We start from the raw sequence: 25928 nt of genomic DNA on the forward strand, positions 1-25928 counted from the left end.
CATCGTCCTCCTCAAAATCCCTTGCCAGTGTGTTAGGCATCTGCCGCCTGTCGGACAAGCGGCTGAAATGACGACGCGTCAGTTTACCGCGAATTATTTGCAGATACCGGGAAAATGGGCTGCAAAGTTTTGCAAATCGCCCTCCCTATCAAGGTGAATTGGCAACAAAGCCTTTGTTTTGCAAAACTGCAAATTATTAGTTGCAAATGGCCGCGGAATCACGGAGCGTTCAGTTTCCGGTCTTGGCGTATCGGGGCAAGCTGTCCTGAATATCCAGCCACGGCAGGTGATCTGTATGGAACACGTGAAACCGGGGCGAAACTGTTTCCGGGTTTTCCAGCGTCGCGATGTAAAGGTGGATGTTCACCGTGTCCCCTGCATTGCGGTACGCCATCTGAGTTCCACAGGCCGCGCAGAACAGCCGCTCGACATCCGGAGATGAACGATAGACCGCAGGTGGATCGCCAGACCAGGTCACCGATTCATGCGGCAATCCGAAAAATGCGGTAACAGGGGCGGCGCAGTTGCGGCGGCAATCTGTGCAGTGGCAATAGCAACTCCACGCTATGTTGCCGTCACTTTCCCAACGAACGGCCTTGCAGTGACAATGCCCCTTCATGGTGCCCCCTCCCGAAAACGGCGGCCTATGTCAGAGCCACCCCATTAACCGTAATGCGCAACCGGAGTTCCGGCAATGGCCGCCATGTTCAACAAGCCGCGCGCCGTGATCGAGGGCGTCACGATATGCGCCTTGTTGCCCATGCCCATCAGAATGGGGCCGACCTCGATTCCGTCCGCTTTCATCTTCAGAATGTTTCGCACCCCGCTGGCGGCATCCGCGTGGGCAAAGATCAATACGTTGGCGGCGCCCTGAAGGCGCGAATTTGGGAAGATACGCGAGCGAAGCTCGGGGTCCAGCGCAACATCCAGGTTCATTTCACCTTCATAGGTGAAGTCCCGAGGTTTGGAGTCCAGAATATCCAGCGCGGCGCGCAGACGCTTGCCAGAACCTTCGGCCTGATTGCCGAATTGAGATTGCGAGCAGAACGCGATTTTCGGCTCAAGCCCGAACCGCCGCACGTGGCGGGCCGCCCCGATTGTCGTTTCGGCAAGTTCTTCAGGTGTGGGCAGTTGCCGAACATGTGTGTCGGCAATGAAAAGGGGACCGTCTTCCAGAATCATCAGGGACAGCGCGCCCTGCGCACGAAGATTTCCGTCGTCCAGAACCTGTTCGACATAGTTCAGATGCCAGCGGTATTCGCCAAAGGTGCCACAGATCATGCTGTCGGCTTCTTCACGCTGGACCATGATGGCGGCAATCGCGGTCGTGTTGGTGCGCATGATCGCCTTGGCCAGATCCGGTGTAACGCCCCGGCGCTGCATGACCTGATGGTAAGAGTTCCAGTAATCGTAGTAACGCGGGTCGTTTTCCGGGTTCACGATCTGAAAATCCTGCCCCGGCCGGACAGTCAGGCCCAGCTTTTCGCAGCGTGCATCGATCACCTCGGGTCGGCCAATCAAGATCGGTGTTTCCGTAGTTTCTTCCAGGATCGCCTGTGCCGCGCGCAGAACCCGTTCGTCTTCGCCTTCGGCAAAGACAATTCTGCGCGACGCTGCGGCTGCGGCCTCGAAAACCGGACGCATCAGCAGGGCCGATTTGAAAACGGTCTGGTTCAGGCTTTCCTTATAAGCCTCGATATCCGAGATCGGCCGTTTGGCCACGCCACTGGCCATTGCCGCCTTGGCAACCGATGACGATACAACGCCCACCAGACGCGGATCGAATGGTTTCGGAATCAGATAATCCGGCCCGAACGTCAGTTGTTCTCCCTGATAGGCGGCAGCGGCTTCCGCGCTGGTTGTGGCGCGGGCCAGTTCGGCGATGCCATCGACGCAGGCAATCTGCATGTCATCGTTGATCTCGGTCGCGCCGACGTCCAGGGCACCGCGGAAAATGAAGGGAAAGCACAGCACGTTGTTGACCTGATTGGGAAAATCGCTGCGGCCCGTTGCGATGATCGCGTCCGGAGCAACCTCTCGGGCGGCATCCGGCAGTATCTCAGGGGTCGGATTGGCCAGGGCAAAGATGATCGGGCGCTTGGCCATCTTTGCGACCATCTCGGGCTTCAGGACATTCGGGCCGCTGAGTCCCAGAAACAGATCTGCATCGCCAATTACATCATCCAGTGTGCGCAGGTCTGATTTCTGCGCGAACTGATCTTTGTGCGGGTTCATATCTTCGGCCCGGCCTTCGTAGACCAGCCCGTGAATATCGCACAGCCAGATGTTCTCGCGCTTGACCCCCAGTTTGACCAGCATCATCAGACAGGCAATGCCCGCCGCACCGCCGCCAGTTGACACCACCTTGATGTCTCCGAACTTCTTGCCGGCAACGTGCAGGGCGTTCTTGGCCGCGGCGCCAACGACAATGGCCGTTCCGTGTTGGTCATCGTGAAATACCGGGATGTTCATCCGCTCGCGGCACAGTTTTTCGACGACAAAGCAATCCGGTGCTTTAATGTCCTCCAGATTGATAGCGCCGAAGGTCGGTTCCAGCGCGCAGACGATATCCGCCAGCTTTTCCGGGTCGGGCTGGTCCACTTCGATATCGAAACAGTCGATACCAGCGAATTTCTTGAACAGAACCGCCTTGCCTTCCATCACCGGTTTTGAGGCCAGTGCGCCAATATTGCCTAGCCCCAGAACCGCGGTGCCGTTTGACACGACACCCACCAGGTTCCCGCGCGATGTGTAAAGCTCGGCATTGGCGGCATCCGATTTGATCTCAAGGCTGGCCTCGGCCACACCGGGCGAATAGGCACGCGCCAGATCGCGGCCATTGGCCAGCGGTTTGGTCGCTTTTATCTCAAGTTTTCCGGGCTTCGGGTGGGCGTGATAGTCAAGCGCGGCCTGCCGCAGGCTGGGTGTGTCGGACATCGGTGAACAAGCTCCTTCCCGGAATTTGGTTTAGTGTTAAACTATATTTTCTGACTTGGCTATGCGGTCTAATGCGTAGGCCGGAATTGGCCGAGAGTGACAGGCTGGTTGAAATTGTTCGTGGTTCTTTTACACGGAGTGGACTTTCACTGCAGCGAAGCGCAAAATCAGGCATGAGCATAAAAGACAACACACGGCCGGAGAAGGCCGTTTCAGGCAACCAATCTTCATTTGGAATGGAAAAGTCCGGATTCCGCGTGGCAATCGCGCTGATGGCCCTGATCCTGTGCGCCGTTGTGATTTGGCCCCTGCAGGCCGAGCAGCTCAACCAGGAAGGGGGGCCGTTCGAAACGATTTCGGCCGCCGCGCTGCTTGCTGCCGGGCTGGCGGCACTGGTGCGGTTTCCCGGATTGAAACGTCTGTACATCGGTGTGACCTGCCTGCTTCTGGCCGAGCGAGAGCTGGAAGCAGACATTTATTCCGAAGGAACCGTGCCGTTTATGATACTGAGCGGCCTGGATGACATTCTGGACATGACGCTGATCCGGTTCGTGCTTGCGGTCATCATACTGGGCGGTGCCATTTGGCACGGGGTGCCCAACGCACGGCTTGCGCTGAAACAGCGCGCGCCGTTTTTGCTGATCTTCGTTCTTGCCGGGCTGTCGGCTGTGGTGGCCCAGCTTCTGGAAGAGGTCTCGGGACTTTTTGACGAGACGCTGTCCCCGATTATGGCGGTCCGTCTGTTTGCGCTGGAAGAAACGCTCGAGATGTTCTTTTCGATTGGCATTTTGGCCTCTGTTCTGATCGGATGGCCCAAATCGAATATTGAAGAGAAGCCTGATGACCAGCAGCAAAAGTCCGACACTCGCTGAATTCCGTCTGCCCACGAACGAACTGCGCGACGACATCCCGTTTTATACCAGAACGCTGGGGATGCGGATGGATATGATCTATCCCGCCGATGACCCCCGTGTTGCGGTGTTTTCGGGCCATGGCTTGCGATTGCGCATCGAAAAGGACGCGCCCGAGGCGCCCGGGACCTTGCGAATCCTGACCGAGGATCCGGATCGGTTTGCCGATGGCGAGCGTGTGCTGGTCGCCCCCAATGGAACTCGCATAGAAATTGACGACCGCAACCCGCCGCTGGTGATGCCGGAAACGGTGCATTCCTTTGTCGTGCGCAGGCTAAAGGACCAGGCGCCGTGGATCATTGGACGGGCGGGTATGCACTATCGCGATCTGGTGCCTGATCGGCTGGGCGGGTCGATCATCGCCAGCCACATCCGTATCCCCGATGGCGGCCCGGTGCCCGACATGGTGCACTTTCACAAGGTCGGGTTTCAGCTGATCTTCTGTATCCACGGCTGGGTCGATGTTGTGTACGAGGATCAGGGCGAAAAGATGCGCCTGACGGCGGGCGATTGCTTTATCCAGCCTCCGGAAATCCGTCACCGCGTGCTCGAGGCCTCGGACAATGTGCAGGTGATTGAGATCGGTGTACCCGCGGAACATGTCACGGAAATCGATCATGACATGGATCTGCCCACCCCTCATTTCCGGCCCACGCGGGAATGGCAGGGGCAGCGGTTTGTGTACAATCAGGCCAAAGATGCCGAGTGGGGGGAGTTCCGCTTGCCGGGATATATCTGCCGGGACACCACGATTGCGGAAAACACTAAGGGCGTTGCCGGGGTTCAGGTGGTAAAACGGGGGCAGGGCGAACCGGTCTGGGCCAGTCATGATACCGATATCCATTTCACCTTCGTGATGAACGGTCAGGTGACGCTGGAAGGGGAAGGACGTGATCCCTATCGGCTGGAACAGGGCGACGCCTTTGTGATCCCGCCGGGGATGCGCACGCGCATTGCGGACCCGTCCGATGATGTCGAGCTGCTGGAGGTCACATTGCCCGGGACCTTCAATACAACGCTGGGTTAAGCCAAGATCGGATCAGGAAACATGCGCCGGGGGCTTCAAATCCCCCGGCTCTTTCCATTAGGGTATGGCATTCTGACCAGATGATCAAAAATTGGGAATCACCATGCCTTTGAAAGACGCCGCCCTGTCCGTCCGGGAAAACGCTTACGCGCCGTATTCGAAGTTCAAAGTGGGCGCGGCGATCCGGTCGAAGTCCGGAGTGATCTTTTCCGGCTGCAACGTGGAAAATGTCGCCTACCCGGAAGGCACCTGTGCCGAAGCGGGTGCGATTGCCGCGATGGTGGCCGCGGGTGAGCAGGAACTGACCGAGGTTTATGTTGTCGCCTCAAGCCCGCAACCGGTACCGCCTTGTGGCGGATGCCGTCAGAAGCTGGCGGAATTCGGCAAGCCGGACGTCAAAGTGACGCTTGCGACAGCAACCGGAACTGAGCTTGAGACAACCATCGGACAGCTTCTGCCCGGCGCGTTCGACGCCTCTCATATGGAGGATGTCTGAACCTATGGACGCCCGTTCGATCATCGCAAAACTGCGCCGGGGTGACGTTCCGACCAGTGCAGAGCTGAACTGGTTCGCCCAGGGTTTGGCCGATGGTGCCGTCAGTGACGCGCAGGCCGGGGCGTTTGCCATGGCAGTTTGCATGGGCAGTCTGGGCGCACAGGGCCGCGCCGATCTGACCGTCGCGATGCGGGACAGTGGAGAGGTGCTGAGCTGGGATCTGGACGGTCCGGTGATCGACAAGCACTCGACCGGTGGGGTCGGGGATTGTGTCAGCCTTGTGCTGGCGCCGGCGCTGGCCGAATGCGGGGCCTATGTTCCGATGATCTCGGGGCGTGGCCTTGGCCATACCGGCGGGACACTGGACAAGCTTGAGGCCATTCCAGGGGTCAGCACCCAAATCAGTCAGGACCGGTTGGAGCAGATATTGCGCGAAACCGGTGCGGCCATCGTCGGCGCAACCGGCCAGATTGCGCCTGCGGACAAACGCCTTTACGCGGTGCGCGACGTGACGGCGACAGTTGAAAGCCTGGATCTGATCACGGCGTCGATCCTGTCGAAAAAGCTGGCAGCGGGCCCGGATGCGTTGGTGCTGGACGTGAAGGTCGGTTCCGGTGCGTTCATGAAAACGCTGGATGATGCTCGAAATCTGGCGCGGGCCTTGACCGAAACAGCAAACGCCGCCGGTTGTCGCACTTCGGCAGTGATCACCGATATGAACCAGCCTCTGGCCTCGGCGCTGGGCAATGCGCTGGAAATAGCCGAGGTGATGAAAACGATGACCAGCGGCCAACCGACGCCTCTTGCCGAGCTTTCCTCCGAATTGGGTGGTGTGTTGCTTAATGATGCGGGAATGTATGCCTCGATTGACGAGGGGCGCAGGCAAATCGCCGATGTGATCAGGGATGGTCGGGCGGCGGACCGATTTGGCCGCATGATGGCGGCGGTGGGCGGTCCGGTCCATCTTGTCGAAAACTGGGAACGCTTTCTGCCCGAAGCGAATGTCATTCAGGAAGTTGCGGCCCAACACAGCGGCTATATCACAAGCATAGACGGCGAGGCGCTGGGTCTGGCTGTCGTCGCGCTGGGTGGCGGGCGGCAGGTCGAAGCCGACGTCATTGACCCGGCAGTGGGCATTTCTGACATCGTGCGATTGGGGCAGCAGGTATCACAGCGCGAGCCACTGGCCGTGGTGCACGCCGCACGCGAAGACGCGGCCCGGCAAGCCGCAGAGGCGATTTTGCAGGCCATCACGATCAGCGAAACGCCCGCACCGATCCCCGATCTCGTCCATGAAAGGATTACCGCATGAGACGGGCTTTCCTTGTCGTCATGGACTCTGTCGGTATTGGCGGCGCAACGGATGCGGATCAGTTTTTTAACGGCGAGGTCCCTGATACGGGTGCCAACACCGTGGCCCATATCGCGCAGGCCTGCGCGGAAGGGCGGGCCGAAGATGGCCGATCGGGTCCGCTGCACCTGCCCAACCTCGACGCGCTGGGGTTGGGAGCGTCTGTGCGTCTGGCCTCAGGCGATGAAACACCGGGGCTCGAGGTCGAACCAACCGGCCTCTGGGGCTGCGCGCACGAAAATTCGCCGGGCAAGGACACGCCTTCGGGCCACTGGGAACTGGCCGGACTGCCGGTGCCGTGGGACTGGCACTATTTCCCGGACACCACGCCCGCATTCCCCGCTGATCTGAGCCGCGCGGCGGCAGAGGTAGCCGGAACAGACGGGATACTGGGCGATTGCCACGCCTCGGGCACGAAAATCATTGCCGAACTAGGAGCCGAACACATGCGGACGGGCTGGCCGATCTGCTACACCTCGGCCGACAGCGTGTTCCAGATTGCCGCGCATGAGGAAAGCTTTGGCCTCGACCGTCTGCTGCAGATGTGCCGGACGCTGGCCCCGATGCTGCATGACATGAAGATCGGCCGCGTTATCGCGCGCCCGTTTATCGGCTCGCCCGAGGGCGGGTTCACCCGAACCACCAACCGCAAAGATTTTGCCATTCTGCCGCCCGCGCCGGTTTTGACCAACTGGGCTCAGGATGCCGGCCGCCGCGTTCACGCTGTGGGCAAGATCGGCGACATTTTCTCGATGCAGGGGATTGATACTTTGCGCAAGGGCTCGGACGCCGAACTGATGGGGCACCTGTCTGATCTGGTGGACGAAGCTGAAGACGGCAGTCTGACCTTTGCCAATTTTGTCGAGTTTGACAGTCTCTATGGACATCGCCGCGACATCAGCGGCTATGCCCGCGCGCTGGAATGTTTCGACCGCGAAATCGGCGCGATCCTGATAAAACTGCGCCCGGGTGACCTTATGGTGCTGACCGCCGATCATGGAAATGATCCTAGCTGGACCGGCACAGACCACACACGCGAAAAGGTGCCGGTGCTGATCGCAGGGCGGGGCGCAGGGCAGATCGGTGCGGTCAATTTCGCCGATGTCGCCGCCAGCATCGCGCATCACCTGAACATTCCGGCACATGGACCGGGACGGAGTTTTCTATGACTGTCGCAGACCTGCCCAAGATCGAGTTGCATCTGCATCACGAAGGCGCGGCTCCGCCCGCCTTCATTCGCCAACTTGCGCATGAAAAACGCATTGATCTGAGCGGTATTTTCAAGCCCGACGGCTCCTATGACTTCCGCGATTTCGCCCATTTCCTGAGCGTTTATGAGGCTGCCTGCGAAGTACTGAAATCGCCCGAGGATTTCCGCCGACTGACCCTGGCTATTCTGGAAGAAAGCGCTGCCAATGGTGTGGTGTATTCGGAAACCTTCCTGAGCCCCGATTTCTGCGGCGGTGGCGATGTGCACGCCTGGCGCGATTACCTGAATGCCATTCAGGACGCCGCGGATGAGGCTGAGCGCAAGTTCGACATCACCCTGCGCGGCGTCGTCACGTGTGTTCGCCATTTTGGCCCGGACAAGGCGAAACTCAGCGCCCGTTGCGCGGCCGAAACCTCAGGCGACTGGATCACGGGCTTTGGCATGGGCGGCAACGAAGGGGTCGGCGCGCAGGGCGATTTCAAGTGGGCGTTTGATTGCGCCCGCGAGGCAGGATTGCGGCTGACCACCCATGCGGGTGAATTTGGCGGACCGGACAGTGTGCGCGATGCGGTGCGCGCCCTGGGGGTCGAGAGGATCGGACATGGTGTGCGCGCTATCGAAGACCCCGACCTGATGTATGAACTGGTCGACCGGGACATCACGCTTGAGGTTTGTCCGGGGTCCAATGTGGCGCTGGGCCTGTATCCGGATTTCAGCGCCCATCCGATCGCAAAGTTGCGCGATGCGGGCGTCAAGGTCACCGTCTCAACCGACGATCCGCCGTTTTTCCATACCACCATGCGACGTGAATATGAGATGCTGAACGCAGCTTTCGGCTGGGAGGCCGAGGATTTCAGCGCAATGAATGATACGGCCCTCAATGCGGCCTTCTGTGATGAAGACACCCGTGCGCGGGTCCAAAAAAGACTGGAGAAAACATGAGCGAACATCTGACCGTCGTTGATCATCCGCTGGTGCAGCACAAATTGACGCTCATGCGGGACAAGGGTACATCGACCGCCGTTTTCCGGCAGTTGCTGCGGGAAATCACCCTGTTGCTGGCCTATGAGGTCACGCGAGAACTAAAGCTGACGACCCGCAACATCGAAACCCCGATGGAGGAGATGGACGCCCCCATTCTGGCCGGTAAGAAACTGGCATTGGTGTCGATTCTGCGCGCTGGCAACGGGATGCTGGACGGTGTGCTGGAATTGATCCCGTCGGCGCGGGTGGGCTTTGTCGGATTGTATCGCGATGAAAAGACGCTGAAACCTGTCCAGTATTACTTCAAAGCGCCCGAAGGACTGAAAGACCGCCTGGTCATTGCTGTGGATCCGATGCTGGCCACAGGCAACAGTTCAGCCGCTGCGATTGATTTGCTGAAAGAGGCAGGCGCGACCGATATCCGTTTCCTCTGTCTGCTGGCCGCGCCCGAAGGGGTCGCGCGGATGAAAGAGGCCCATCCGGATGTGCATATCGTGACGGCCGCGCTGGATCGCGAACTGAATTCCAAGGGCTATATCATGCCCGGATTGGGCGACGCCGGCGACCGGATGTTCGGTACCAAGTAAGCTGTCTGCGGCGTTTCGGGTGTAAGGTGAGGCACGAAATCCCTGCCCCGCCTACGGCGTATTCGGGGTATTCGTGTCGGAGAGTGTTCAGGTAAATCCCGAACGCTTTATTCACCACAGATGTTTTGCAGCCGGACCCAGTCGCGGTCAGGCAGGACCTGCTCCTGGGATCGGCCCACCATCGGGTCGGCCTCGATCAGGCCCAGAACCGTTTCGCCAGTGATATCACGCGCGTAGGCGTAAGGTGTCGAGGGCAGGGCCGCCTGAGCAAAAACGGCCAGCAATTCCTGATCGGGCAGGGATGGGCGCGGTTCCGAAAGGACCTGCTCGGTATAACTGTCGATGATTTGCGGTGTCAGTTCACCGGTCGTCAGCAACCGGAATGCGGTTGTCGGGCCGGTGCGGTCCAGCAGATCGTCAAGCGGGTCATGTGCCTCGGCCCGGGCACGTTCGGCGATGACATATCCTGCCGCCACGGCCGGGTCTTCATGATCCTCGACCAAAGTTCGGCTCAGCAGCACCGTGCCGCCCGGCAGGCTAAGGCTGTTCTGCACCCCGGCAGGCAGGATCACGATCTGCCGCACTCCGGTCCTTTTTGCCAGCATATCCAGCGCGGCCTTGGCATCTTCCGACGCACAGGCGCGCCCGGAGACCCTTTCGATGCGTTGCAGGATGGTATCGCCGATGTCCTGCCGCTTGATCTTGGGAACGACTGAAACAACGTGGCTTTGCAAGGCAACCGGCAACCAGAGCAACAGCAGGGCCGCCACGGCGGCGACTACCCCGCCGACACTCAGCCAGCGCAGTCGGCCAGGGTGCGGACGTGACCGGTCGATTGCACGTTGCAGCCTGTCGATCGCTTCGATCATCGTGGTTTCGGATTCGGCCAGTTCCAGCGTTTCATCCGGGTCGCCGTCAGGGTTGAAAATGGCCGGGTAGCCGCCCGGATTTTGCCGCTCCAGCGCGGCCAGGGACCAGTGGGTCAGCGCACGGTCATTGAAATCCGATATCGTCAGCGTGGCCTCGCCAATCGAGACGACCACCTCGCGCCGCTGCATATCGGGCGAGGGCCGCCACAGACCGGTGGCTTCGATCCGCTGGTACTGTTTTAGGGCCGTCATCGGGGCGAGGTCTGCTCAAAATTATTTTGATCCAGCTTAGCATGATAAATTTACGCGGCGCAAACCTGTTGAACCGTATTTGGCACTTGCGCCCGGTACCCGGATACGGGGAAATACGCGGCATCCGGCAGCGAAGGCGAAAATTGAACAGAATGCAGACAGGCAACCCATCTTCACCCGTTTTGGCCGCTGGCCTCATGATTGGCGCAATGGCCATCATCGGGGTGATCGACAATGTCGTGGTTCTGGTGGCCGAAACGATCGGTCTGTGGCAATTCCATCTGAGCCGCGCATTGTTGATGCTGCCGCTGGTGCTTCTGTTGTCACTGCTTGGGTTGGGCGGATTGCGCCCGATCCGCCCGGGCATTGTTCTTTTGCGAAGCGTCCTGATGACGCTGGCCATGCTGTTTTACTTCTCGTCGCTTGCTTTGATGCCGGTTGCACAAGCGTTGGCGGGGTTGTTTACGTCCCCGATTTTCGTGTTGCTGATTTCGGCCTTTGGTCTGCGGCAGAAAATCGGGCCCTGGCGCATTCTGGCTGCGCTGCTCGGGTTTCTGGGGTTGCTTCTGGTTCTGCAACTCAATCCGGCGGATTTCGATGCCAGAACCCTGTTGCCGGTCGCAGGCGGGTTTTTCTATGCGCTTGGGGCGATCCTGACACGGTCCCACTGCGCGCAGGAAAGTACGGTCGTCATGCTGGGGGGGATGGTAATTACACTTGGTATTGCTGGCGCGCTGGGGCTGACGGGGTTTTCGATCTTTCCGGTCGGTGCGGAACCGGGCACGGAAGGGTTTGTGACCCGGGGCGTGGTCTGGCAGATACAACCCTCGCTTCTTTGGGTGGTGGTCCAGGCCGTTGGGTCAACCATTGCTGTTTTCATGCTGATCAAGGCGTATCAGGTTGGTGAGCCATCCTATGTCGCAATCTTCGAATACTCTGTGATGATCTTCGGTCCTGCGTTTGCGTGGGCGGCCTTCGGCCAATCAATCGATGGCATCCAGATCGTCGGCATCGGGCTGATCGTGCTGGCCGGAGCCCTGCTTGGCTGGCGTTCGATGCGTGCGTCGGCGGAACAGGCCGTGGCGTGATCGTTTCCCGGCGCAGGTCGTATGTGTTTGTTCACATCCCCAAAACGGGCGGCACGTCGCTTGCATCGGCGCTGGAACAGAGGGCGACGAAGGATGACATCCTGATCGGAGACACGCCCAAGGCGCGGAACCGTCATCGACGGCAAAAGGGCTTACAGGCCAGGGGGCGGTTGTGGAAACACTCCACGCTGGCGGATATCGACGGACTTGTTTCGCCCGAGGCGTTGGAACGCATGTTCACTTTCACGCTGGTCCGCAACCCCTGGGGTCGGCTTGTCAGTTACTACCACTGGCTGCGGGACCAGAGATTTGACCACCCCGCAGTGTCGCTGGCAAAGGTGTCATCATTTGAAGAATTCTTGCTGAACCCGGCCACGCTTAGGTCAATTCAGGCGTATCCCGCGCGGCGCTACATGACGCGGGCAGATGGGCACGAGCAGTGCCGAGCCTTTATTCGGCTTGAGAAGTTCGAGGAGGATGCTGAACCGTTGTTCGCGCATCTCGGTTTCAGGCTGACCCTTCCGCATCTCAACGGGTCCGAAAGAGAGGTGGATTATCGGCAGTACTATTCCACGCGAACCCGAAATGCGGTGGCGGATGCCTGCGCGGAAGATATCGCAAGATTCGACTACCGGTTCCACTCCTGATCCCGTCACCGTTTCCGAATTTCCGGCAAGCCTGTGAAAAACAATCGCATTGTTTGCTGATTGTGGGTCAATTGGGCCGTAACAGGCTCAATTCGGGCTAAAATATGTCAAAACTAAGACAGCGCGCCGGATCACATGATACCCACGTTTCAATGTTTATCTGTGCCAAGGGGGGCTGGGCACGTGTTTGAAGTAGTGAGTGTTACTGATTTATCAGATCATGCGCGGAAGATGGACGACGTCCTGTCGCGCAATGCAACGTTGTCGCGCCGGGGCGGGTTTGTCCACGGCACCAAGATTGCGACGACCCGAGGCTGGAAGCCGGTGGAGCGCGTCGCGGCAGGTGATCTTGTCCGAACATTGGACCATGGTTTCAAGGAAGTACGCCGGATTGCGACTGACAGGGTGAGCATCGCAACGGGTGAAACGCGCGCAGAATATCTGCCTGTCTACGTGCCGTCGCGTGCGGCATATAATGGACGTCCTGTCTGGCTGATGCCAGAACAGGGGGTCGCGCTGGACATAAGCCGGATTGAACCGGGCACCGAAGGCGTGTCTGTGATCCCGGCCCGGATGCTCAGCGGGATGTGCCGGATGACCTCGCAAGCACCGTCCACAACCTTCGATGTCAGCACGTTGTTTTTCGATTGTGACGAGGTGGTCTTCCTTGAAGGCGGGTTGCAGACCTATTGCCCCGCAAGTCGCTTTGGATCGCGCGGGTCCTCGGATCAGTCTTCATACCAGATCGCCGAGGCGCAAGACGCCGACCACCTTGTCGATCTGATCGCATACAAGGGCGAACTATCAGCCCTTGCAAACCCGTTGGGTGCGCTGCCCGCGCCCATCCCGCAAGAACCGATTTTTCCCGTCAGGCCACAGTTGGGAGTGCGCCGCCCGGGAAGACCCGGCAGGCCGAATGTGCCAGCCCTGTTTTTGCGGCCTGAATGGCAGACCTAACCAAACACTAAGAAAACGATGCAGGCGCGTATTACGCGCCTGCATCACTTGTTCAGGCGGCCTTTGCCTCTGGCGCGAAGCGGCCATAGAACGTCTGGCCTTTCTCGGCCATCTCACGCAGCAGCGGCGGGCAGGCGAACCGTGCGCCGTATTGCGCCGCCAGCTGATCGCAGCGTTCGGCGGCGTAAGGTGCGCCAATGATGTCCAGCCAGCTTAGCGGGCCACCGGACCACGGGGCAAAACCCCACGCCAGAATGGCACCCACGTCACCTTCGCGGATATCCTCCAGAACACCTTCTTCCAGCGCGCGGACAGCTTCCAGAACCTGTGCGAACATCAGGCGTTCCTGTACTTCGATCAGGTCGGGCTGATCTTCGGCCAGCGGGTATTTGTCCTGCAGACCTTTCCAATACCCGACGCGCTTGCCCTTTTCGTCATAGTCGAAGAAGCCTGCATTTGCCTTGCGGCCCAGACGTCCCTGTTCTTCCATCCAGAAGATCAGATCGTCCGAGGGGCTTTCGGGATAGGCATCGCCCATCGCCGCCTTGGTTGCGCGGGCAATCTTGGCGCCCAGATCAATCGAGGTCTCATCGGTCAGCTGTACCGGCCCGACCGGGAAACCCAGTTGACGTGCGGCGTTGTCAACCAATGCAGGGCTGACGCCCTCGGTAATCATGCGCGCACCTTCGTTGATGTACGGGATGATGCAGCGGTTGCAGTAGAAGAACCGCGCGTCGTTGACGACGATCGGTGTCTTCCGAATCTGACGCACGTAATCCAGCGCCTTGGCAACCGCACGATCCCCGGTTTCCTTGCCTTTGATGATCTCGACAAGGAACATCTTCTCGACCGGCGAAAAGAAATGGATGCCGATGAACTGATCCGGCCTCACGCTGGCCTTGGCCAGATCGGTGATCGGCAGGGTCGAGGTGTTGGAGGCAAAGATGCAATCTTCGGGAATGATCGCTTCGACCTTTTTGGTCATGTCGGCCTTGACTGCGGGGTCTTCGAATACCGCTTCAATTATCAGGTCGCAGCCTTTCAGATGCTCCAGATCGGGCGTCGCGGTGATGCGGGCCAGCATGGCTTCTTTCTTTTCAGCCGTGACCTTGCCGCGCTTGATACCTTTGTCCAGGTACGCTTCGGTATAGGCCTTACCCTTGTTGGCGGCCTCCTGATCGCGGTCGATGAGAACGACTTCCATCCCGGCCTGAGCGGACACCAGCGCGATGCCCGCGCCCATCATGCCCGCGCCCAGAACACCGATCTTCTTAACCGACTGGTCCGGCACACCCTGAGGTCGCACTGCGCCTTTCTCCAGCGCTTCCTTGTTCAGGAACAGGCTGCGGATCATCGCTGACGAGGACGGGTTCATCAGGATCGAAGTGAACCAGCGCGCCTCGATCCTCAGGGCTGTGTCGAAATCGACCAGAGCACCCTCGTAGACCGCGCTCAGCAGGGCCTGAGCGGCCGGGAACGCGCCTTGTGTCTTGCCGTTGACCATCGCCGAAGCGCCAACGTAGTTCATGAAGCCAGCCGGATGGTACGGCGCACCACCGGGCATCTTGTACCCCTTTGCATCCCAAGGCTTGACCAGATCCGCATCGCTGGCGTTCAGCACCCATTCCTTCGCGGCGGCCAGCGGGTCTTCGACGACCTCATCGACCATTCCCGCACCCTTGGCCTTGTTCGGCTCCAGTGTTTTGCCTTCCAGCAATAGCGGAGCCGCACCAACGGCACCCAGCTTGCGGACCATGCGGGTGGTCCCGCCCATGCCCGGGAAGATGCCGATCATGATTTCGGGCAGGCCGATCTTGGCCTTCGGGTTGTCGGCGCAGAAAATGCGATGACAGGCCAGTGGCACCTCAAGCCCGATCCCCAGCGCGGTGCCGGGCAGGGCGGCGGCAATCGGTTTGCCGCCCTTTTTGGTCTTCGGGTCCATTCCCGCCAGTTCGATCTTACGTAGAATGCGATGTCCGTTCATGGTGAAGTCGAACATGGCCTGCGCCGGTTCATCGCCCGACTTCTCGCGGATCGATCCCAGTACGTTCAGGTCCATACCGGCGGCAAAACTGTCCTTGGCCGAGGTGATGACCGCACCCTTGATGTTGTCATCTGACAGAACCTGATCGATCATCTCTTCGATCAGGGCCAGCGCCTCGACGCGCAGGATGTTCATGCTTTTCTCGGGTACGTCCCAGGTGATGATGGCAACGCCGTCGGCGTCCACTTTCATGGTGAAATCAGTCATGTCTCGTCTCCGATCTGGTCAGCCGTCAGCGGGCTGCCGTCTTTGCGGGTGAAGCGAAAGCCGTGGGCATCGAACTTCACCATCATGTCTATGTCGCTATAATATCCGGTCTCGGTCGGGGTCCGCGTGCCCACCACCAGAAAGGTCGCGGGCGCATCGGTTTTGTTTACAAGGTGATGGCCATTGGCCTCACCTGCGGGCCAAGTGGCGCAATCGCCGGGCTGCATCTCATGCTCGCCATCGTCATCTATCAGCACACAGGTGCCGCTGAGCATGATCGCAAACTCGTCCTGCTCCATATGGTAATGGCGTAGCGAAGACATGCCATCGGGTTCCAGCCGCACGATGTTGACGCCGTACTGTGTCAGCCCGCCTGCATCCCCCACAGGCTGAACAAAGCGGCCATTGCCAGCTTTGGCCAGCTTGCCGGGGTAACCCGAACCGCCCCGGAAAGGGATTTGAGAGAGATTCAGCTTGGGCATCAGACTCGCTCGATAATGGTTGCGGCACCCATGCCGGACGCAATGCAGAGCGTGGCCAGACCGGTTTCCTTGTCCTGACGCTCCAACTCATCCAGAAGCGTGCCGATGATCATTGCGCCGGTTGCACCCAGTGGGTGACCCATCGCGATCGAGCCGCCGTTGACGTTGACCAACGCCGGGTCGACGTCGAATGCCTGCTGGAAGCGCAGCACGACTGAGGCAAAGGCTTCGTTCACTTCGAACAGGTCCAGATCGCTGATCTTCATGCCGTTGTCGGCCAGAATTTTCTCGGTCACAGGAACCGGGCCGGTCAGCATGATGGTCGGGTCGGTACCGATCTTTGCAGTTGCCTTGATGCGCGCGCGCGGCTTGAGGCCGTACTTCTCACCGAACTCCTTGTTCCCGATCAGAACAGCCGCTGCACCGTCCACGATGCCCGAGCTGTTTCCTGCGTGGTGGATGTGGTTGATTTTTTCCAGATGCGGGTATTTCAGCATGGCCACCTTGTCGAAGCCGGGCATCTGCTCACCCATCATCGCAAATGAGGGGTTCAGCGCGCCAAGGCTCTGCATGTCCGTGCCGGGGCGCATATATTCGTCGCGGTCCAGAATGGTCAGCCCGTTCTGGTCCTTTACGGTGATAACCGACTTTTCGAACCGGTTGTCTGCCCATGCTTCTGCTGCGCGCTTTTGGGATTCAACCGCCAGGGCGTCGGCGTCATCCCGGCTGAAGCCATATTCCGTCGCGATGATGTCGGCCGAAATACCCTGCGGGACGAAATACGTGCTCATCGCCAGAGACGGATCAACGGCGATGGCGGCACCATCGCTGCCCATGGGCACGCGGCCCATCATTTCGACACCGCCAGCGATGTAAGCGTCGCCAGCACCGCCTTTCACCTGGTTCGCAGCCAGGTTCACCGCTTCCATGCCAGAGGCGCAGAAACGGTTGATCGCCAGGCCGGGGATCGACTGGTCCAGATCGGACGCCAGCACGGCCGAGCGTGCCAGACAGCCGCCCTGTTCCATCACCTGCGTGACATTGCCCCAGATCACGTCCTCTACGGCGTGGCCTTCGAGGTTGTTGCGCTCTTTCATCGCGGTCAGGGTCAGGGCGGACAAGCGCACCGAGGTTACCTCGTGCAGGCTGCCATCCTTGCGGCCCTTGCCGCGCGGGGTGCGCAGAGCGTCATAGATATAGGCTTCGGTCATGGGTCTTCTCCTCAAGCTCGATCCGACGGGTTGCCGGGCATCAGGTCATAGGGGTGTTTCCAGCCGGGCTGCTCGCTGAGGCGTGTCAGCCAGGCGTCGATATTTGGCCAGTCGGCGCGGTCGAAACCGAATGGTTCCGGATAATACAGGTAGCCGCAGCAACTGAGATCTGCATTTGTCACACCGTCCCCGACGATCCAGTCACGACCGGCCAGATGCTGGTTCAGAATCTCGTATGCCGCCTTAAGCCGACCTTGATTGAACGCGATCACATCCGGGTTGCGGTGCTTTTCCGGCAGGAAATTGATCAGAAAACGAGTGAGGCCAGCCATTGAACTTAGTTTGTGATTATCCCACAACACCCAACGGAAAATCTCGTAGTTCTCTTCCCGGTTCCTGCCGCCGAACTTCCCTGATTTCTCAGTCACATATGCCTGAATGGCGCCGGACTGACTGGTGCGGAAATCACTATCAATCAGAAAGGGCGCTTCGCCCATTTCGTTGGCCTCCGCGCGAAATTCACGCGTGCGGGTCTCGCCATTGAAGAAATCGACAAAGACCGGCTCCCACTCCAGCCCCGACATCTCCAAGGCCAGCGCCGCTTTGTAAGAGTTCCCGCTTTCTCCGAAACAATGCAGTTTGATAGTCATGCGATTACCCCTCCCAAGGCGCATGTGGTCAGGTTGGAATTGAGTATTTTGGAAAAGATGAAGAGCCGACATTTACCTTTGATCAACCTTGGTCTGTTTCAATCAACGAGCGGTACAGGCTGGAGAGCCGATGACCGCAAAAGGTGAAGTCGTCCCTGTCCTGATGGCGAGTGCGCCCGGTGGCAGGGGCGCATCAGGCCTTCATCTTTTCAAAAATACTCCCGCCGGAGGCGTCCGGCCTCGATGCGATCGCAGGCGAAGAATTGGCGTATTGCCTCACCGCTTTCGCGCTTCCAGTTCGGAATTGAATATGCGCAGCCGGTGAGTCAGGTTCTCCTCGTCAATCACACTGTTGAAATTCTCGAACAGAAAAGACAGCGCTTCACCCTCGTCCAGCCCCGCTTCGCGGGCGAAACCCTTGAGACGGCGATACCCGTCTTCGGTCATTGCAACCGGAAAGCGGCGGGTTAAGCGAAAGCGTTTCGGCATGTCTTGTCCTCCGGGGACCTGGTTCCGGGCGAAAGTACCCGGAACCAGACTGAGTTCAGAAATTTGCCGCGTCCAGCGCCATTACAGTATCCGCGCCGGTTTGTATCCGGGCCAGATGCATGGATGTGGCACGCAGACGGCGCGCCATATAGAAGCGACCGGTGTTGATCTTTGTCTCGTAGAAGTTCTTGTCCGATGCGCCACTGTCTAGGGCTTCCCGTGCAACCTTTGCCATTTTCGCCCACATCAGGCCCAGGCAGACATGGCCGAACATGTGCATGAAGTCATATGACCCGGACAGCGCGTTGTTCGGATTCTTCATGCCCTCCTGCATGAAGTACATGCCAGCGGCTTGCAGGTCTTTCGACGCAGCTTTCAGCGGTTCGATGAAGGCTTTGTCATAAGCTTCGTCCTTGCCACCGTTTTCCTTGCAGAAAGATTTGACCATTTCAAAGAAGGCCATGACATGCTTGCCGCCATCCTGTGCCAGCTTACGGCCCACAAGGTCCAGCGCCTGAACGCCATTCGCACCTTCGTAGATCATCGCGATCCGGGCGTCGCGTGTGTATTGCGACATGCCCCATTCCTCGATGTAGCCGTGGCCACCATAGACCTGTTGGGCCTGAACGGTCATGTCATAGCCTTCATCCGTCAGGAAGCCTTTGATGACCGGTGTCAGCAGCGAGATCAGCCCGTCCGCGTCCTTATCACCCGAGCGGTGCGCCTTGTCGATCATGGTCGCGCCCCAGAGGATGAACGCACGTGCACCCTCGGTGAAGCTTTTCTGATCCATCAGGTTACGGCGGATGTCGGGGTGAACGATCAGCGGATCGGCGGGGCCGTCCGGGTTCTTCACACCTGTTACGTCGCGGCCCTGCAGGCGGTCTTTGGCATATTCGACAGCGTTCTGATACGCAGCTTCGGCCTGAGACAGGCCTTGCATGCCCACACCCAGACGCGCTTCGTTCATCATGGTGAACATGGCGCGCATGCCTTTGTGTTCTTCTCCCAGCAGCCAGCCGGTCGCCTCGTCATAGTTCATGACGCAGGTTGAGTTGCCGTGGATGCCCATCTTCTCTTCGATCTTGCCGACCGAAACGCCGTTGCGTTCGCCCAGGCTGCCGTCTTCGTTGACGATGAACTTGGGCACGATGAAAAGCGACACGCCCTTGATCCCTTCGGGGCCGCCGGGGATTTTTGCCAGCACCAGGTGGATGATGTTGTCGGCCATGTCGTGATCGCCGGCCGAGATAAAGATCTTCTGACCCGAGATTTTATAGCTGCCGTCGCCCTGCGGTTCTGCTTTGGTGCGCATCAGACCCAGATCGGTGCCGCAATGCGGTTCCGTCAGGTTCATGGTGCCAGTCCATTCACAGCTGACCATGTTGGGCAGGTACATGTTCTTCTGCTCGTCGGTTCCGTGCGCCAAGATCGCAGACGCCGCGCCGTGCGTCAGGCCCTGATACATGGTGAATGCCTGGTTGGAGCCCGAGAACATCTCGCCCACGGCAGTTCCGAGAACATAGGGCATGTTCTGACCGCCATATTCTTCCGGCATGTCGAGGCCCGTCCAACCGCCTTCCTTCATCTGCTCGAAGGCATCTTTGAACCCGGATGGCGTATAGACGATACCGTTTTCCAGCCGACATCCTTCGGTATCGCCAACCACGTTCAGCGGGTGCAGAACATTTGTGGCGATCTTGCCCGCTTCCTCCAGCACGGCGCCGGTGAACTCGGCCTCCAGATCGGAATATCCCGGAATGTCCGAGGTCGAGACTTTCAGTACATCATGCAAAATGAACTGTGCGTCTTTGATTGGCGCGTTGTAGACGGGCATGTGAAGCTCCCTTAATTCAGATGTCCGGGGGCGGGCGAGATTATTCGGCCGCCTTCTTTTCCTGTTTCATCGAGACGATGACCTTTTCGCCCCAGCGCAACTGCTCTTTCAGATCGTCGATGGCCTGTGTCAGTTCTTCGCGGCGTGCTTCCATGTCTGCCAGACGTTCGCACGCGATCTCGTAGGTGCGGGACATCTGTGTCAGTTGCTGATCACCGACGTGATACAGGTCCAGAAGCTGCCTGATTTCTTCCAGGCTGAAGCCAAAGCGCTTGCCACGCAGGATCAGTTTCAGACGGGCACGATCGCGTTTGGTGAACAGACGTTTCTGGCCTTCACGGATCGGAAACAAAAGTTCCTTGGCCTCGTAAAACCGCAAGGTACGTGGTGTGACATCATAGGTCTCGCACATTTCGCGAATGGTCATCAGGTCTTCGGTCATGGTTCAAACTCTCATCACTGGCGTCGTGAAAAAGATTTGCGCAGTTGATGGGCCTCTTACAACATGCAGATGACGTTTACGTAATGCGAACGCTACGTCACAAAAAAGTTGACGTAACATCCGTTCGCGTAAATCCGCGTTTCGGTAATCTTCTTTCCCCTGGGTAAGGGGAAATCTCGCGATTCCACGCTGCGTGCATCGCCGTTCCCCACAAGAAAAACCCCGCGGCAGGACCACGGGAGCTAAAGTTTCGATCGAAATGAGGCTTGAAAGGTCGTCAGCCCAGAGAATTGGCCGTCTGGTCGCGCAGTTGCTTGAGGGCGTCCATAGCTTCGTCCAGTTGCTGCCTTTGCTGGCGCAACTCCTCCATTTGCCGGTCAGCCATTTCCACAAATGTTGCCATCTGAGCCTGGTTGCCCTGATGTTCATAGATCAGCAGCCACTGCCGGATCTCTTCCAGCGGGAACCCGAACTTGCGTCCGCGCATGATCAGCGTCATGCGTGCACGCTCACGGGGGCCGTAATACCTGGAGCGGCCCTCGCGGTCAGGTTGCAGCAACTCGATATATTCGTAGTAGCGCAGGGTACGGGGCGTTACGTCGAACTCGGCGCACATTTCTTTGAATGACAAACGGGTGTCGGACATTCCTCATCTCCTTGCCTGCAACCTATGGAGTCGTAGCGGCAAGCGCAACAGTCGGGCTTGCCCTTTCGCTGAACTGACGATCATAAAGGGCGCGGAAGAAGGGAAAGACCGAATGGTAGAAAAATTGGGTTTCGCGCGCCAGTTCATCGAGGCGATTCCACATGCCAGGGCATTGGGCATGGAGCTGACGTATATCGGTGCCGGAGAAGCCGAGATCACCATGCCGTACAACGCGGACCTTGTCGGGGATCCGCGCACCGGCGTCATTCATGGTGGGGCGGTGTTCGCTCTGCTGGATACTTGCAGCGGTGCGGCTGTCATGAGCCATCCGTCCGCGCCGGGTGCCACGGCGACAATTGACCTGCGCATAGACTACATGCGGGCGGCTACGCCGGGGCAGAACATTACAACGCGCGCCAAATGCTATCACATCACGCGCAATGTGGCCTTCGTGCGTGCGACCGCAACGGATGACGATCAGGAACATCCTGTCGCAACCGCATCGGGGTCTTTCACCGTGGAGGGCAGGTAAATGGCGCGCAATCGACCGGAGCCGATGCAGGTGGTCAAGAACCGCCGGGACGCCGCACTGAACGCCATGGTCGATGGGGTGCCGTATATCCGGTTTCTCAACATCACCTTCGACCGGCGTGGGGATGAACTGACGGGTGTTCTGAATTTTGACGAAAAACTGATTGGCAATCCGCTGCTGCCCGCGCTGCACGGTGGGGTCACTGCCGCGTTTTTGGAGGTGACCGGCGTGATCACCCTGTGCTGGGAGACCGTGTTTCCCCGCATCGAAAGCGGAGAGATGAGTGCCGAAGACATCCGGGATGCCAGTTTGCTCCGATACCCGAAAACCATCGATTTCACGGTCGACTACCTGCGCTCGGGCTTGCCGCGCGATGCCTATGCCCGCGCTTATATCAGCCGTTCCGGGCGACGTTATGCTTCGGTCCGGGTTGAGGCGTGGCAGGACAACCATGCGCGCCTGTTCGCGCAGGCTTCGGGGCATTTCCTGATGCCGCAATCGGATTCGGACGAAGGATAGCCTTGAATGCGGGATGCCTCGGCACCCATCACGCACAGACGGGTGCTGAAGATCGCAGCACCTATCGTTCTGTCCAATGCCACTGTCCCGATACTGGGGGCGGTTGATACTGGTGTTGTCGGGCAGATGGGGCTGGCCGCCCCGATCGGCGCTGTCGGAATGGGCGCGGTCATCCTGTCGGCCATCTACTGGATATTCGGCTTTTTGCGGATGGGCACCACGGGATTGGCTGCACAGGCGCGCGGGGCTGGCGACACGGCTGAAACCGGCGCGCTGCTGATGCGCGGTTTGCTGTTGGGCGGCGCGGCGGGGCTGTTTTTCATTCTGACGCAGGTCTGGGTGCTGTGGGGGGCATTTGCCCTGTCCCCCGCAAGCCCCGAAGTCGAAGCGCTGACCCGGCAATACCTGGAAATCCGGATCTGGGGTGCCCCGGCGACAATTGCGCTTTATGCCGTTACAGGCTGGCTGATCGCGATCGAGCGGACGCGGGGCGTATTTGTGCTTCAGGTCTGGATGAATGGCCTGAATATCCTGCTGGATCTGTGGTTCGTGCTTGGGCTGGGCTGGGGCGTCGAGGGCGTCGCGCTGGCGACACTGATCGCCGAATGGACCGGGTTGGCCCTTGGGCTATGGCTCTGCCGTCAGGCATTTGCCGGTAATCAGTGGAGAGACTGGCCGCGCATTTTCGACGGCGCACGGCTGCGCCGGATGATGCAGGTGAATGGCGACATCATGGTGCGGTCCGTCCTTTTGACCGGATCGTTCACCACTTTTCTTTTTGTCGGGTCGGACCTGGGCGACGTCAATCTGGCTGCCAATCAGGTTCTGCTGCAGTTTCTGGAAATCACAGCCTTTGCGCTTGACGGTTTTGCCTTTTCGGCCGAGGCGCTGGTCGGCGGGGCGGTCGGGGCAAAGGACCGTTTTCAGGTGCGGCGCGCGTCCGTGATGGCGTCACAATGGGGCGTAGGCGGCGCTTTCGCGCTGGGTCTGGTTTTCTATCTGGCAGGACCCGCGCTGATCGATGTGATGTCCACCTCGCCCGAGGTACGTGAGGCCGCGCGCGAGTTTTTGATCTGGGCTGCGATTGCCCCGGTGATTGGCGTGGCCAGCTGGATGTTCGACGGTATCTACATCGGCGCGACTTGGACTCGGGACATGCGCCAGGCGATGATCCACTCGGTCGGGATCTACGTCCTGTCCCTGTTCATTCTGGTGCCTGCATTTGGCAATCACGGGCTGTGGGCCGCGCTGATGGTTCTGAACATCGCGCGTGGCGTCACGCTGGGATGGCGCTATCCGAAGCTAGAGGCGCAAGTCGCTTAAAGCAGGGTCAGCAGGTTTTCGGGCGGACGCCCGATTGCGGCCTTGTCACCGCGAATGGCAATGGGGCGTTCGATCAGGATCGGGTTTTCGGCCATGGCACGGATCAAGGTATCGTCCGGCGTCGCTTTGTTCAGCCCCAGTTCCCTGAAGCGCTTTTCACCTGTGCGCATCATGTCGATTGCAGCAATGCCCAGTTTCGCCTGCACGGCCCGCAATTCGTCTTCTGACGGTGCGTCCTCCAGATACTTCCGGACACGGGGTTCTGCGCCGTTTTCTTCAAGCAGTGCAAGCCCCGAACGCGATTTCGAACACCGCGGGTTGTGCCAGTATTCCATCACAGCCAATCCTCTCGTTTGCTGCCAACCGCCTGTGCGACATTTTCAAACCCGTCCCGGGCCAGAAGTTCGTCCAGACCCCGGGCGATTTCCGATGCCAGCGACATGCCGCCGTAAACCATGGCCGTATAGAACTGGACGGCCGAGGCACCGGCGCAAATCTTGGCATAGGCCTGTTCCGCGCTGCTGATGCCACCCACGCCGATCAAGGGAATGCGTCCTTCGGTCAGTTGGCTGAGCTGCGCAAGAACGCGGGTCGATTTTTCGAACAAAGGCGCGCCAGACAGGCCACCAGCCTCATCCTTGTGTGCGCTTCTCAGCCCGTCGCGAGACAGGGTGGTATTCGTGGCAATGACCGCGTCAATTCCGGTTTCCAGCGCGATATCGGCGATATCTTGTATCTCTGGTGCCGTCAGGTCCGGAGCAATTTTCAGGAATACGGGAATCGGTGCCGGCAGCGCGTCTCGCGTTTTGACAACACCCGCCAGCAAAGCGCCAAGCGCGGCTTTACCCTGCAAGTCTCGCAGTTTCTCGGTGTTGGGGGACGACACGTTGACCGTGGCAAAATCTAGATGGGCGGCGCAATGGGCCAGTACTTTGGCGAAATCACCGGGGCGGTCGTCGCTGTCCTTGTTGGCGCCAAGGTTCAATCCGATGACCGCATCGCGGGGACGGCTCGCGAGACGGCGAGCCATGACGTCCATTCCTTCGTTGTTGAAGCCGAAACGGTTGATGGCCGCCTTGTCTTCGGTCAGGCGAAACAGGCGCGGTTTCGGGTTGCCTGGTTGTGGACGCGGTGTCACCGCACCGACTTCAATAAATCCGAACCCGGCCCGCGACAAAGGGCCCAGAACCTCGCCATTCTTGTCGAACCCAGCGGCCAGGCCGACCGGATTGGCCAGCGTCAGGCCGGCGATCTGCGTGCGTAGGCGTGGTGACGTGACAGGGCCGGCAGCCGGGACCAATCCGGCTTTCAAGGCCCGGATCGACATCCCATGGGCAGTTTCGGGGTCCAGCCGGTGCAGGGCTGACAGCCCAAGCTTTTCGATCAGTTTCATCCGAAGGTTCCTCCGACCTGTGCTGGCGAACAACGGATCAGCCGCGAGGTCGAAACAGCCGCCTGACGATGCACCACGGCGGTGCGATAAACGGGGTCGGTTACCATCTCAAGGAAGGCGTGCGCGCTGGGATATCGGGCGATGAACACGGCATCCCAGATTTCGTCGGCGGGGCCTATCAAAGTGGTTTCAAATCCACCGCGCCATAAAATGGACGCCCCGATGCGGGCGACAATGGGCGCGGTTTCCAATCCGTAGTTCTGGTAGGCCTCAGCGCCGGTCAGGCCGGCATCTGCCAGCGCGTGTCCGGAAGGGTATTCAGCCTGCGCGCGAAACCTGACCAGGTTGAGCATCTCGATCGGTTGATCGCGATCCAGTGCCTTGAACAACTCGAACTGCTCACGATCAGGATCGATGAAGCCGGTCATACCATCTCCTTGGGGAACTGGTGTAGCTTTCCGTCAAATGGCAGGGCACGGGACCAGATCACATCGGTCACCCGCATCTGCCGGTAAAGGTGGGGAAACAAGGCGCCCCCGCGCGAAACTTCCCATCTCAGATCATCGCCCATGGCGTCGGCGTCGCAGGCCAAGAGGACCAGGCCATCAACTCCGGCAAAATGCTTGGCGGCGGTTTCGGCGGCCTGTTGGGCCGTCGAGAAATGGACAAATCCGTCGGTAACGTCAATCGGCGCGCCGTCTGACGCGCCCTGATCCTGCAGCGTGGTCCATTCATCGGACCTGAAAATCTTGTAAATCAGCATGAGGTGGTGATGCCTTGCACGGCGTGGGGAATCAAGGCGGATTTCCCCCTTTGACTCTTTGTTTCAGTCGGCGC

The 25928-nt window shown here is 59.3% G+C and carries 28 protein-coding genes; 13 read left to right on the top strand and 15 right to left on the bottom strand.

All coding sequences use genetic code 11. The annotated features are described in order from the left end of the window. Nucleotides 1-229: 229 nt before the first annotated feature. Together AC2FIR_RS16020 and AC2FIR_RS16025 are read right to left on the bottom strand one after the other, a co-directional pair. Nucleotides 230-619: a GFA family protein gene (locus tag AC2FIR_RS16020; protein WP_170609522.1), complete on the bottom strand. Its 390-nt coding sequence runs from the start codon at nt 617-619 to the stop codon at nt 230-232. 44 nt (nt 620-663) lie between these two features. Further along, on the bottom strand, nt 664-2937 hold the full coding sequence (locus AC2FIR_RS16025) for an NADP-dependent malic enzyme (protein ID WP_170825339.1): 2274 nt from the start codon (nt 2935-2937) through the stop codon (nt 664-666). 173 nt (nt 2938-3110) lie between these two features. Here AC2FIR_RS16025 and AC2FIR_RS16030 point away from each other — a divergent pair, with 173 nt between their 5' ends. The 7 genes from AC2FIR_RS16030 (at nt 3111) to upp (ending at nt 9503) form a co-directional block, all read left to right on the top strand. After that, the gene (locus tag AC2FIR_RS16030) at nt 3111-3809 is read left to right on the top strand and encodes a hypothetical protein (protein ID WP_496762725.1); all 699 of its coding nucleotides are present in this window, start codon (nt 3111-3113) and stop codon (nt 3807-3809) included. Then, nucleotides 3778-4875, top strand: coding sequence for a cupin domain-containing protein (locus tag AC2FIR_RS16035; RefSeq protein ID WP_496745703.1), 1098 nt, complete (start codon nt 3778-3780; stop codon nt 4873-4875). The genes AC2FIR_RS16030 and AC2FIR_RS16035 overlap by 32 nt, the downstream gene beginning before the upstream one ends. Nucleotides 4876-4978: 103 nt before the next feature. Further along, the gene (locus tag AC2FIR_RS16040) at nt 4979-5371 is read left to right on the top strand and encodes a cytidine deaminase (protein WP_170609530.1); all 393 of its coding nucleotides are present in this window, start codon (nt 4979-4981) and stop codon (nt 5369-5371) included. Between the two features lie 4 nt (nt 5372-5375). After that, on the top strand, nt 5376-6683 hold the full coding sequence (locus AC2FIR_RS16045) for a thymidine phosphorylase (protein WP_496745702.1): 1308 nt from the start codon (nt 5376-5378) through the stop codon (nt 6681-6683). Beyond that, nucleotides 6680-7891 (top strand): phosphopentomutase, encoded by a 1212-nt coding sequence (locus tag AC2FIR_RS16050; protein WP_496762727.1) that lies wholly within the window; start codon nt 6680-6682, stop codon nt 7889-7891. Before AC2FIR_RS16045 ends, AC2FIR_RS16050 begins: the two co-directional genes overlap by 4 nt. Beyond that, entirely contained in the window at nt 7888-8874 is a 987-nt protein-coding gene (locus AC2FIR_RS16055) for an adenosine deaminase (RefSeq protein WP_170609536.1), read from the top strand. Before AC2FIR_RS16050 ends, AC2FIR_RS16055 begins: the two co-directional genes overlap by 4 nt. After that, nucleotides 8871-9503: a uracil phosphoribosyltransferase gene (gene upp / locus AC2FIR_RS16060; RefSeq protein WP_170609538.1), complete on the top strand. Its 633-nt coding sequence runs from the start codon at nt 8871-8873 to the stop codon at nt 9501-9503. The genes AC2FIR_RS16055 and upp overlap by 4 nt, the downstream gene beginning before the upstream one ends. A gap of 107 nt (nt 9504-9610) precedes the next feature. On the opposite strand, the gene AC2FIR_RS16065 is transcribed toward upp, so the two are convergent. After that, nucleotides 9611-10624 carry a hypothetical protein gene (locus AC2FIR_RS16065; protein ID WP_496745698.1) on the bottom strand — a complete coding sequence of 338 codons (1014 nt, stop codon included), beginning with the start codon at nt 10622-10624 and terminating at the stop codon, nt 9611-9613. A 152-nt stretch (nt 10625-10776) separates the two neighbouring features. Between AC2FIR_RS16065 and AC2FIR_RS16070 the strand changes: the two genes are divergently transcribed. The 3 genes from AC2FIR_RS16070 (at nt 10777) to AC2FIR_RS16080 (ending at nt 13316) form a co-directional block, all read left to right on the top strand. Beyond that, nucleotides 10777-11712: a DMT family transporter gene (locus AC2FIR_RS16070; protein ID WP_496745696.1), complete on the top strand. Its 936-nt coding sequence runs from the start codon at nt 10777-10779 to the stop codon at nt 11710-11712. After that, complete coding sequence (locus AC2FIR_RS16075) at nt 11709-12359, top strand: sulfotransferase family 2 domain-containing protein (RefSeq protein ID WP_496745694.1); 651 nt, start codon at nt 11709-11711, stop codon at nt 12357-12359. The genes AC2FIR_RS16070 and AC2FIR_RS16075 overlap by 4 nt, the downstream gene beginning before the upstream one ends. A 231-nt stretch (nt 12360-12590) precedes the next feature. Further along, a complete protein-coding gene (locus AC2FIR_RS16080; protein WP_496745692.1) occupies nt 12591-13316 on the top strand; it encodes a Hint domain-containing protein in 726 nt (241 codons plus the stop codon). 52 nt (nt 13317-13368) lie between these two features. On the opposite strand, the gene AC2FIR_RS16085 is transcribed toward AC2FIR_RS16080, so the two are convergent. The 8 genes from AC2FIR_RS16085 to AC2FIR_RS16120 form a co-directional block, all read right to left on the bottom strand. Continuing rightward, nucleotides 13369-15567, bottom strand: coding sequence for a 3-hydroxyacyl-CoA dehydrogenase NAD-binding domain-containing protein (locus AC2FIR_RS16085; RefSeq protein ID WP_496745690.1), 2199 nt, complete (start codon nt 15565-15567; stop codon nt 13369-13371). Next, a complete protein-coding gene (locus tag AC2FIR_RS16090) occupies nt 15564-16049 on the bottom strand; it encodes a cupin domain-containing protein (RefSeq protein WP_496745688.1) in 486 nt (161 codons plus the stop codon). Before AC2FIR_RS16090 ends, AC2FIR_RS16085 begins: the two co-directional genes overlap by 4 nt. Beyond that, nucleotides 16049-17260 (bottom strand): acetyl-CoA C-acetyltransferase, encoded by a 1212-nt coding sequence (locus tag AC2FIR_RS16095; protein ID WP_170609550.1) that lies wholly within the window; start codon nt 17258-17260, stop codon nt 16049-16051. The genes AC2FIR_RS16090 and AC2FIR_RS16095 overlap by 1 nt, the downstream gene beginning before the upstream one ends. 11 nt (nt 17261-17271) lie before the next feature. Next, nucleotides 17272-17910 (bottom strand): glutathione S-transferase family protein, encoded by a 639-nt coding sequence (locus AC2FIR_RS16100; protein WP_496745686.1) that lies wholly within the window; start codon nt 17908-17910, stop codon nt 17272-17274. Between the two features lie 276 nt (nt 17911-18186). Further along, nucleotides 18187-18399: a hypothetical protein gene (locus AC2FIR_RS16105; protein ID WP_170609554.1), complete on the bottom strand. Its 213-nt coding sequence runs from the start codon at nt 18397-18399 to the stop codon at nt 18187-18189. A gap of 55 nt (nt 18400-18454) precedes the next feature. Further along, nucleotides 18455-20236: an acyl-CoA dehydrogenase C-terminal domain-containing protein gene (locus AC2FIR_RS16110; protein ID WP_496745684.1), complete on the bottom strand. Its 1782-nt coding sequence runs from the start codon at nt 20234-20236 to the stop codon at nt 18455-18457. A 40-nt stretch (nt 20237-20276) separates the two neighbouring features. After that, nucleotides 20277-20678: a MerR family transcriptional regulator gene (locus tag AC2FIR_RS16115; RefSeq protein WP_170609557.1), complete on the bottom strand. Its 402-nt coding sequence runs from the start codon at nt 20676-20678 to the stop codon at nt 20277-20279. 277 nt (nt 20679-20955) lie between these two features. Then, nucleotides 20956-21324, bottom strand: a complete 369-nt coding sequence (locus tag AC2FIR_RS16120) for a MerR family transcriptional regulator (protein ID WP_170619491.1) — start codon at nt 21322-21324, stop codon at nt 20956-20958. Between the two features lie 112 nt (nt 21325-21436). On the opposite strand from AC2FIR_RS16120, the gene AC2FIR_RS16125 reads away from it, so the two are divergent. The 3 genes from AC2FIR_RS16125 to AC2FIR_RS16135 are packed head-to-tail and all read left to right on the top strand — an operon-like array spanning nt 21437 to nt 23698. Continuing rightward, complete coding sequence (locus AC2FIR_RS16125; protein WP_170808242.1) at nt 21437-21856, top strand: PaaI family thioesterase; 420 nt, start codon at nt 21437-21439, stop codon at nt 21854-21856. After that, complete coding sequence (locus AC2FIR_RS16130) at nt 21857-22375, top strand: PaaI family thioesterase (protein ID WP_170609560.1); 519 nt, start codon at nt 21857-21859, stop codon at nt 22373-22375. It abuts the gene before it with no gap. Between the two features lie 6 nt (nt 22376-22381). Beyond that, on the top strand, nt 22382-23698 hold the full coding sequence (locus AC2FIR_RS16135; protein ID WP_170808244.1) for an MATE family efflux transporter: 1317 nt from the start codon (nt 22382-22384) through the stop codon (nt 23696-23698). Here AC2FIR_RS16135 and arsC read toward each other — a convergent pair. Genes arsC through AC2FIR_RS16155 form a run of 4 tightly spaced genes read right to left on the bottom strand, consistent with a single transcriptional unit; the run spans nt 23695 to nt 25854 of the window. After that, nucleotides 23695-24036: an arsenate reductase (glutaredoxin) gene (arsC, locus tag AC2FIR_RS16140; RefSeq protein ID WP_170609562.1), complete on the bottom strand. Its 342-nt coding sequence runs from the start codon at nt 24034-24036 to the stop codon at nt 23695-23697. The genes AC2FIR_RS16135 and arsC overlap by 4 nt on opposite strands. Beyond that, complete coding sequence (locus AC2FIR_RS16145) at nt 24033-25091, bottom strand: quinone-dependent dihydroorotate dehydrogenase (RefSeq protein ID WP_496745682.1); 1059 nt, start codon at nt 25089-25091, stop codon at nt 24033-24035. The genes arsC and AC2FIR_RS16145 overlap by 4 nt, the downstream gene beginning before the upstream one ends. After that, nucleotides 25088-25519: a DUF1330 domain-containing protein gene (locus AC2FIR_RS16150; RefSeq protein ID WP_496745680.1), complete on the bottom strand. Its 432-nt coding sequence runs from the start codon at nt 25517-25519 to the stop codon at nt 25088-25090. The genes AC2FIR_RS16145 and AC2FIR_RS16150 overlap by 4 nt, the downstream gene beginning before the upstream one ends. Next, entirely contained in the window at nt 25516-25854 is a 339-nt protein-coding gene (locus AC2FIR_RS16155) for a DUF952 domain-containing protein (RefSeq protein ID WP_496745678.1), read from the bottom strand. The genes AC2FIR_RS16150 and AC2FIR_RS16155 overlap by 4 nt, the downstream gene beginning before the upstream one ends. Nucleotides 25855-25928: the final 74 nt, after the last annotated feature.

It is taken from the genome of Ruegeria sp. CDSB136, from assembly GCF_059610965.1.

Excerpts from the sequence above, each read along its gene's own strand:
- AC2FIR_RS16020 (WP_170609522.1), bottom strand. The coding sequence starts at position 619 with ATGAAGGGGCATTGTCACTGCAAGGCCGTTCGTTGGGAAAGTGACGGC.
- AC2FIR_RS16025 (WP_170825339.1), bottom strand. The coding sequence starts at position 2,937 with ATGTCCGACACACCCAGCCTGCGGCAGGCCGCGCTTGACTATCACGCC.
- AC2FIR_RS16030 (WP_496762725.1), top strand. The coding sequence starts at position 3,111 with ATGAGCATAAAAGACAACACACGGCCGGAGAAGGCCGTTTCAGGCAAC.
- AC2FIR_RS16035 (WP_496745703.1), top strand. The coding sequence starts at position 3,778 with ATGACCAGCAGCAAAAGTCCGACACTCGCTGAATTCCGTCTGCCCACG.
- AC2FIR_RS16040 (WP_170609530.1), top strand. The coding sequence starts at position 4,979 with ATGCCTTTGAAAGACGCCGCCCTGTCCGTCCGGGAAAACGCTTACGCG.
- AC2FIR_RS16045 (WP_496745702.1), top strand. The coding sequence starts at position 5,376 with ATGGACGCCCGTTCGATCATCGCAAAACTGCGCCGGGGTGACGTTCCG.
- AC2FIR_RS16050 (WP_496762727.1), top strand. The coding sequence starts at position 6,680 with ATGAGACGGGCTTTCCTTGTCGTCATGGACTCTGTCGGTATTGGCGGC.
- AC2FIR_RS16055 (WP_170609536.1), top strand. The coding sequence starts at position 7,888 with ATGACTGTCGCAGACCTGCCCAAGATCGAGTTGCATCTGCATCACGAA.
- upp (WP_170609538.1), top strand. The coding sequence starts at position 8,871 with ATGAGCGAACATCTGACCGTCGTTGATCATCCGCTGGTGCAGCACAAA.
- AC2FIR_RS16065 (WP_496745698.1), bottom strand. The coding sequence starts at position 10,624 with ATGACGGCCCTAAAACAGTACCAGCGGATCGAAGCCACCGGTCTGTGG.
- AC2FIR_RS16070 (WP_496745696.1), top strand. The coding sequence starts at position 10,777 with ATGCAGACAGGCAACCCATCTTCACCCGTTTTGGCCGCTGGCCTCATG.
- AC2FIR_RS16080 (WP_496745692.1), top strand. The coding sequence starts at position 12,591 with ATGGACGACGTCCTGTCGCGCAATGCAACGTTGTCGCGCCGGGGCGGG.
- AC2FIR_RS16085 (WP_496745690.1), bottom strand. The coding sequence starts at position 15,567 with ATGACTGATTTCACCATGAAAGTGGACGCCGACGGCGTTGCCATCATC.
- AC2FIR_RS16090 (WP_496745688.1), bottom strand. The coding sequence starts at position 16,049 with ATGCCCAAGCTGAATCTCTCTCAAATCCCTTTCCGGGGCGGTTCGGGT.
- AC2FIR_RS16095 (WP_170609550.1), bottom strand. The coding sequence starts at position 17,260 with ATGACCGAAGCCTATATCTATGACGCTCTGCGCACCCCGCGCGGCAAG.
- AC2FIR_RS16100 (WP_496745686.1), bottom strand. The coding sequence starts at position 17,910 with ATGACTATCAAACTGCATTGTTTCGGAGAAAGCGGGAACTCTTACAAA.
- AC2FIR_RS16105 (WP_170609554.1), bottom strand. The coding sequence starts at position 18,399 with ATGCCGAAACGCTTTCGCTTAACCCGCCGCTTTCCGGTTGCAATGACC.
- AC2FIR_RS16110 (WP_496745684.1), bottom strand. The coding sequence starts at position 20,236 with ATGCCCGTCTACAACGCGCCAATCAAAGACGCACAGTTCATTTTGCAT.
- AC2FIR_RS16115 (WP_170609557.1), bottom strand. The coding sequence starts at position 20,678 with ATGACCGAAGACCTGATGACCATTCGCGAAATGTGCGAGACCTATGAT.
- AC2FIR_RS16120 (WP_170619491.1), bottom strand. The coding sequence starts at position 21,324 with ATGTCCGACACCCGTTTGTCATTCAAAGAAATGTGCGCCGAGTTCGAC.
- AC2FIR_RS16125 (WP_170808242.1), top strand. The coding sequence starts at position 21,437 with ATGGTAGAAAAATTGGGTTTCGCGCGCCAGTTCATCGAGGCGATTCCA.
- AC2FIR_RS16130 (WP_170609560.1), top strand. The coding sequence starts at position 21,857 with ATGGCGCGCAATCGACCGGAGCCGATGCAGGTGGTCAAGAACCGCCGG.
- AC2FIR_RS16135 (WP_170808244.1), top strand. The coding sequence starts at position 22,382 with ATGCGGGATGCCTCGGCACCCATCACGCACAGACGGGTGCTGAAGATC.
- AC2FIR_RS16145 (WP_496745682.1), bottom strand. The coding sequence starts at position 25,091 with ATGAAACTGATCGAAAAGCTTGGGCTGTCAGCCCTGCACCGGCTGGAC.
- AC2FIR_RS16150 (WP_496745680.1), bottom strand. The coding sequence starts at position 25,519 with ATGACCGGCTTCATCGATCCTGATCGTGAGCAGTTCGAGTTGTTCAAG.
- AC2FIR_RS16155 (WP_496745678.1), bottom strand. The coding sequence starts at position 25,854 with ATGCTGATTTACAAGATTTTCAGGTCCGATGAATGGACCACGCTGCAG.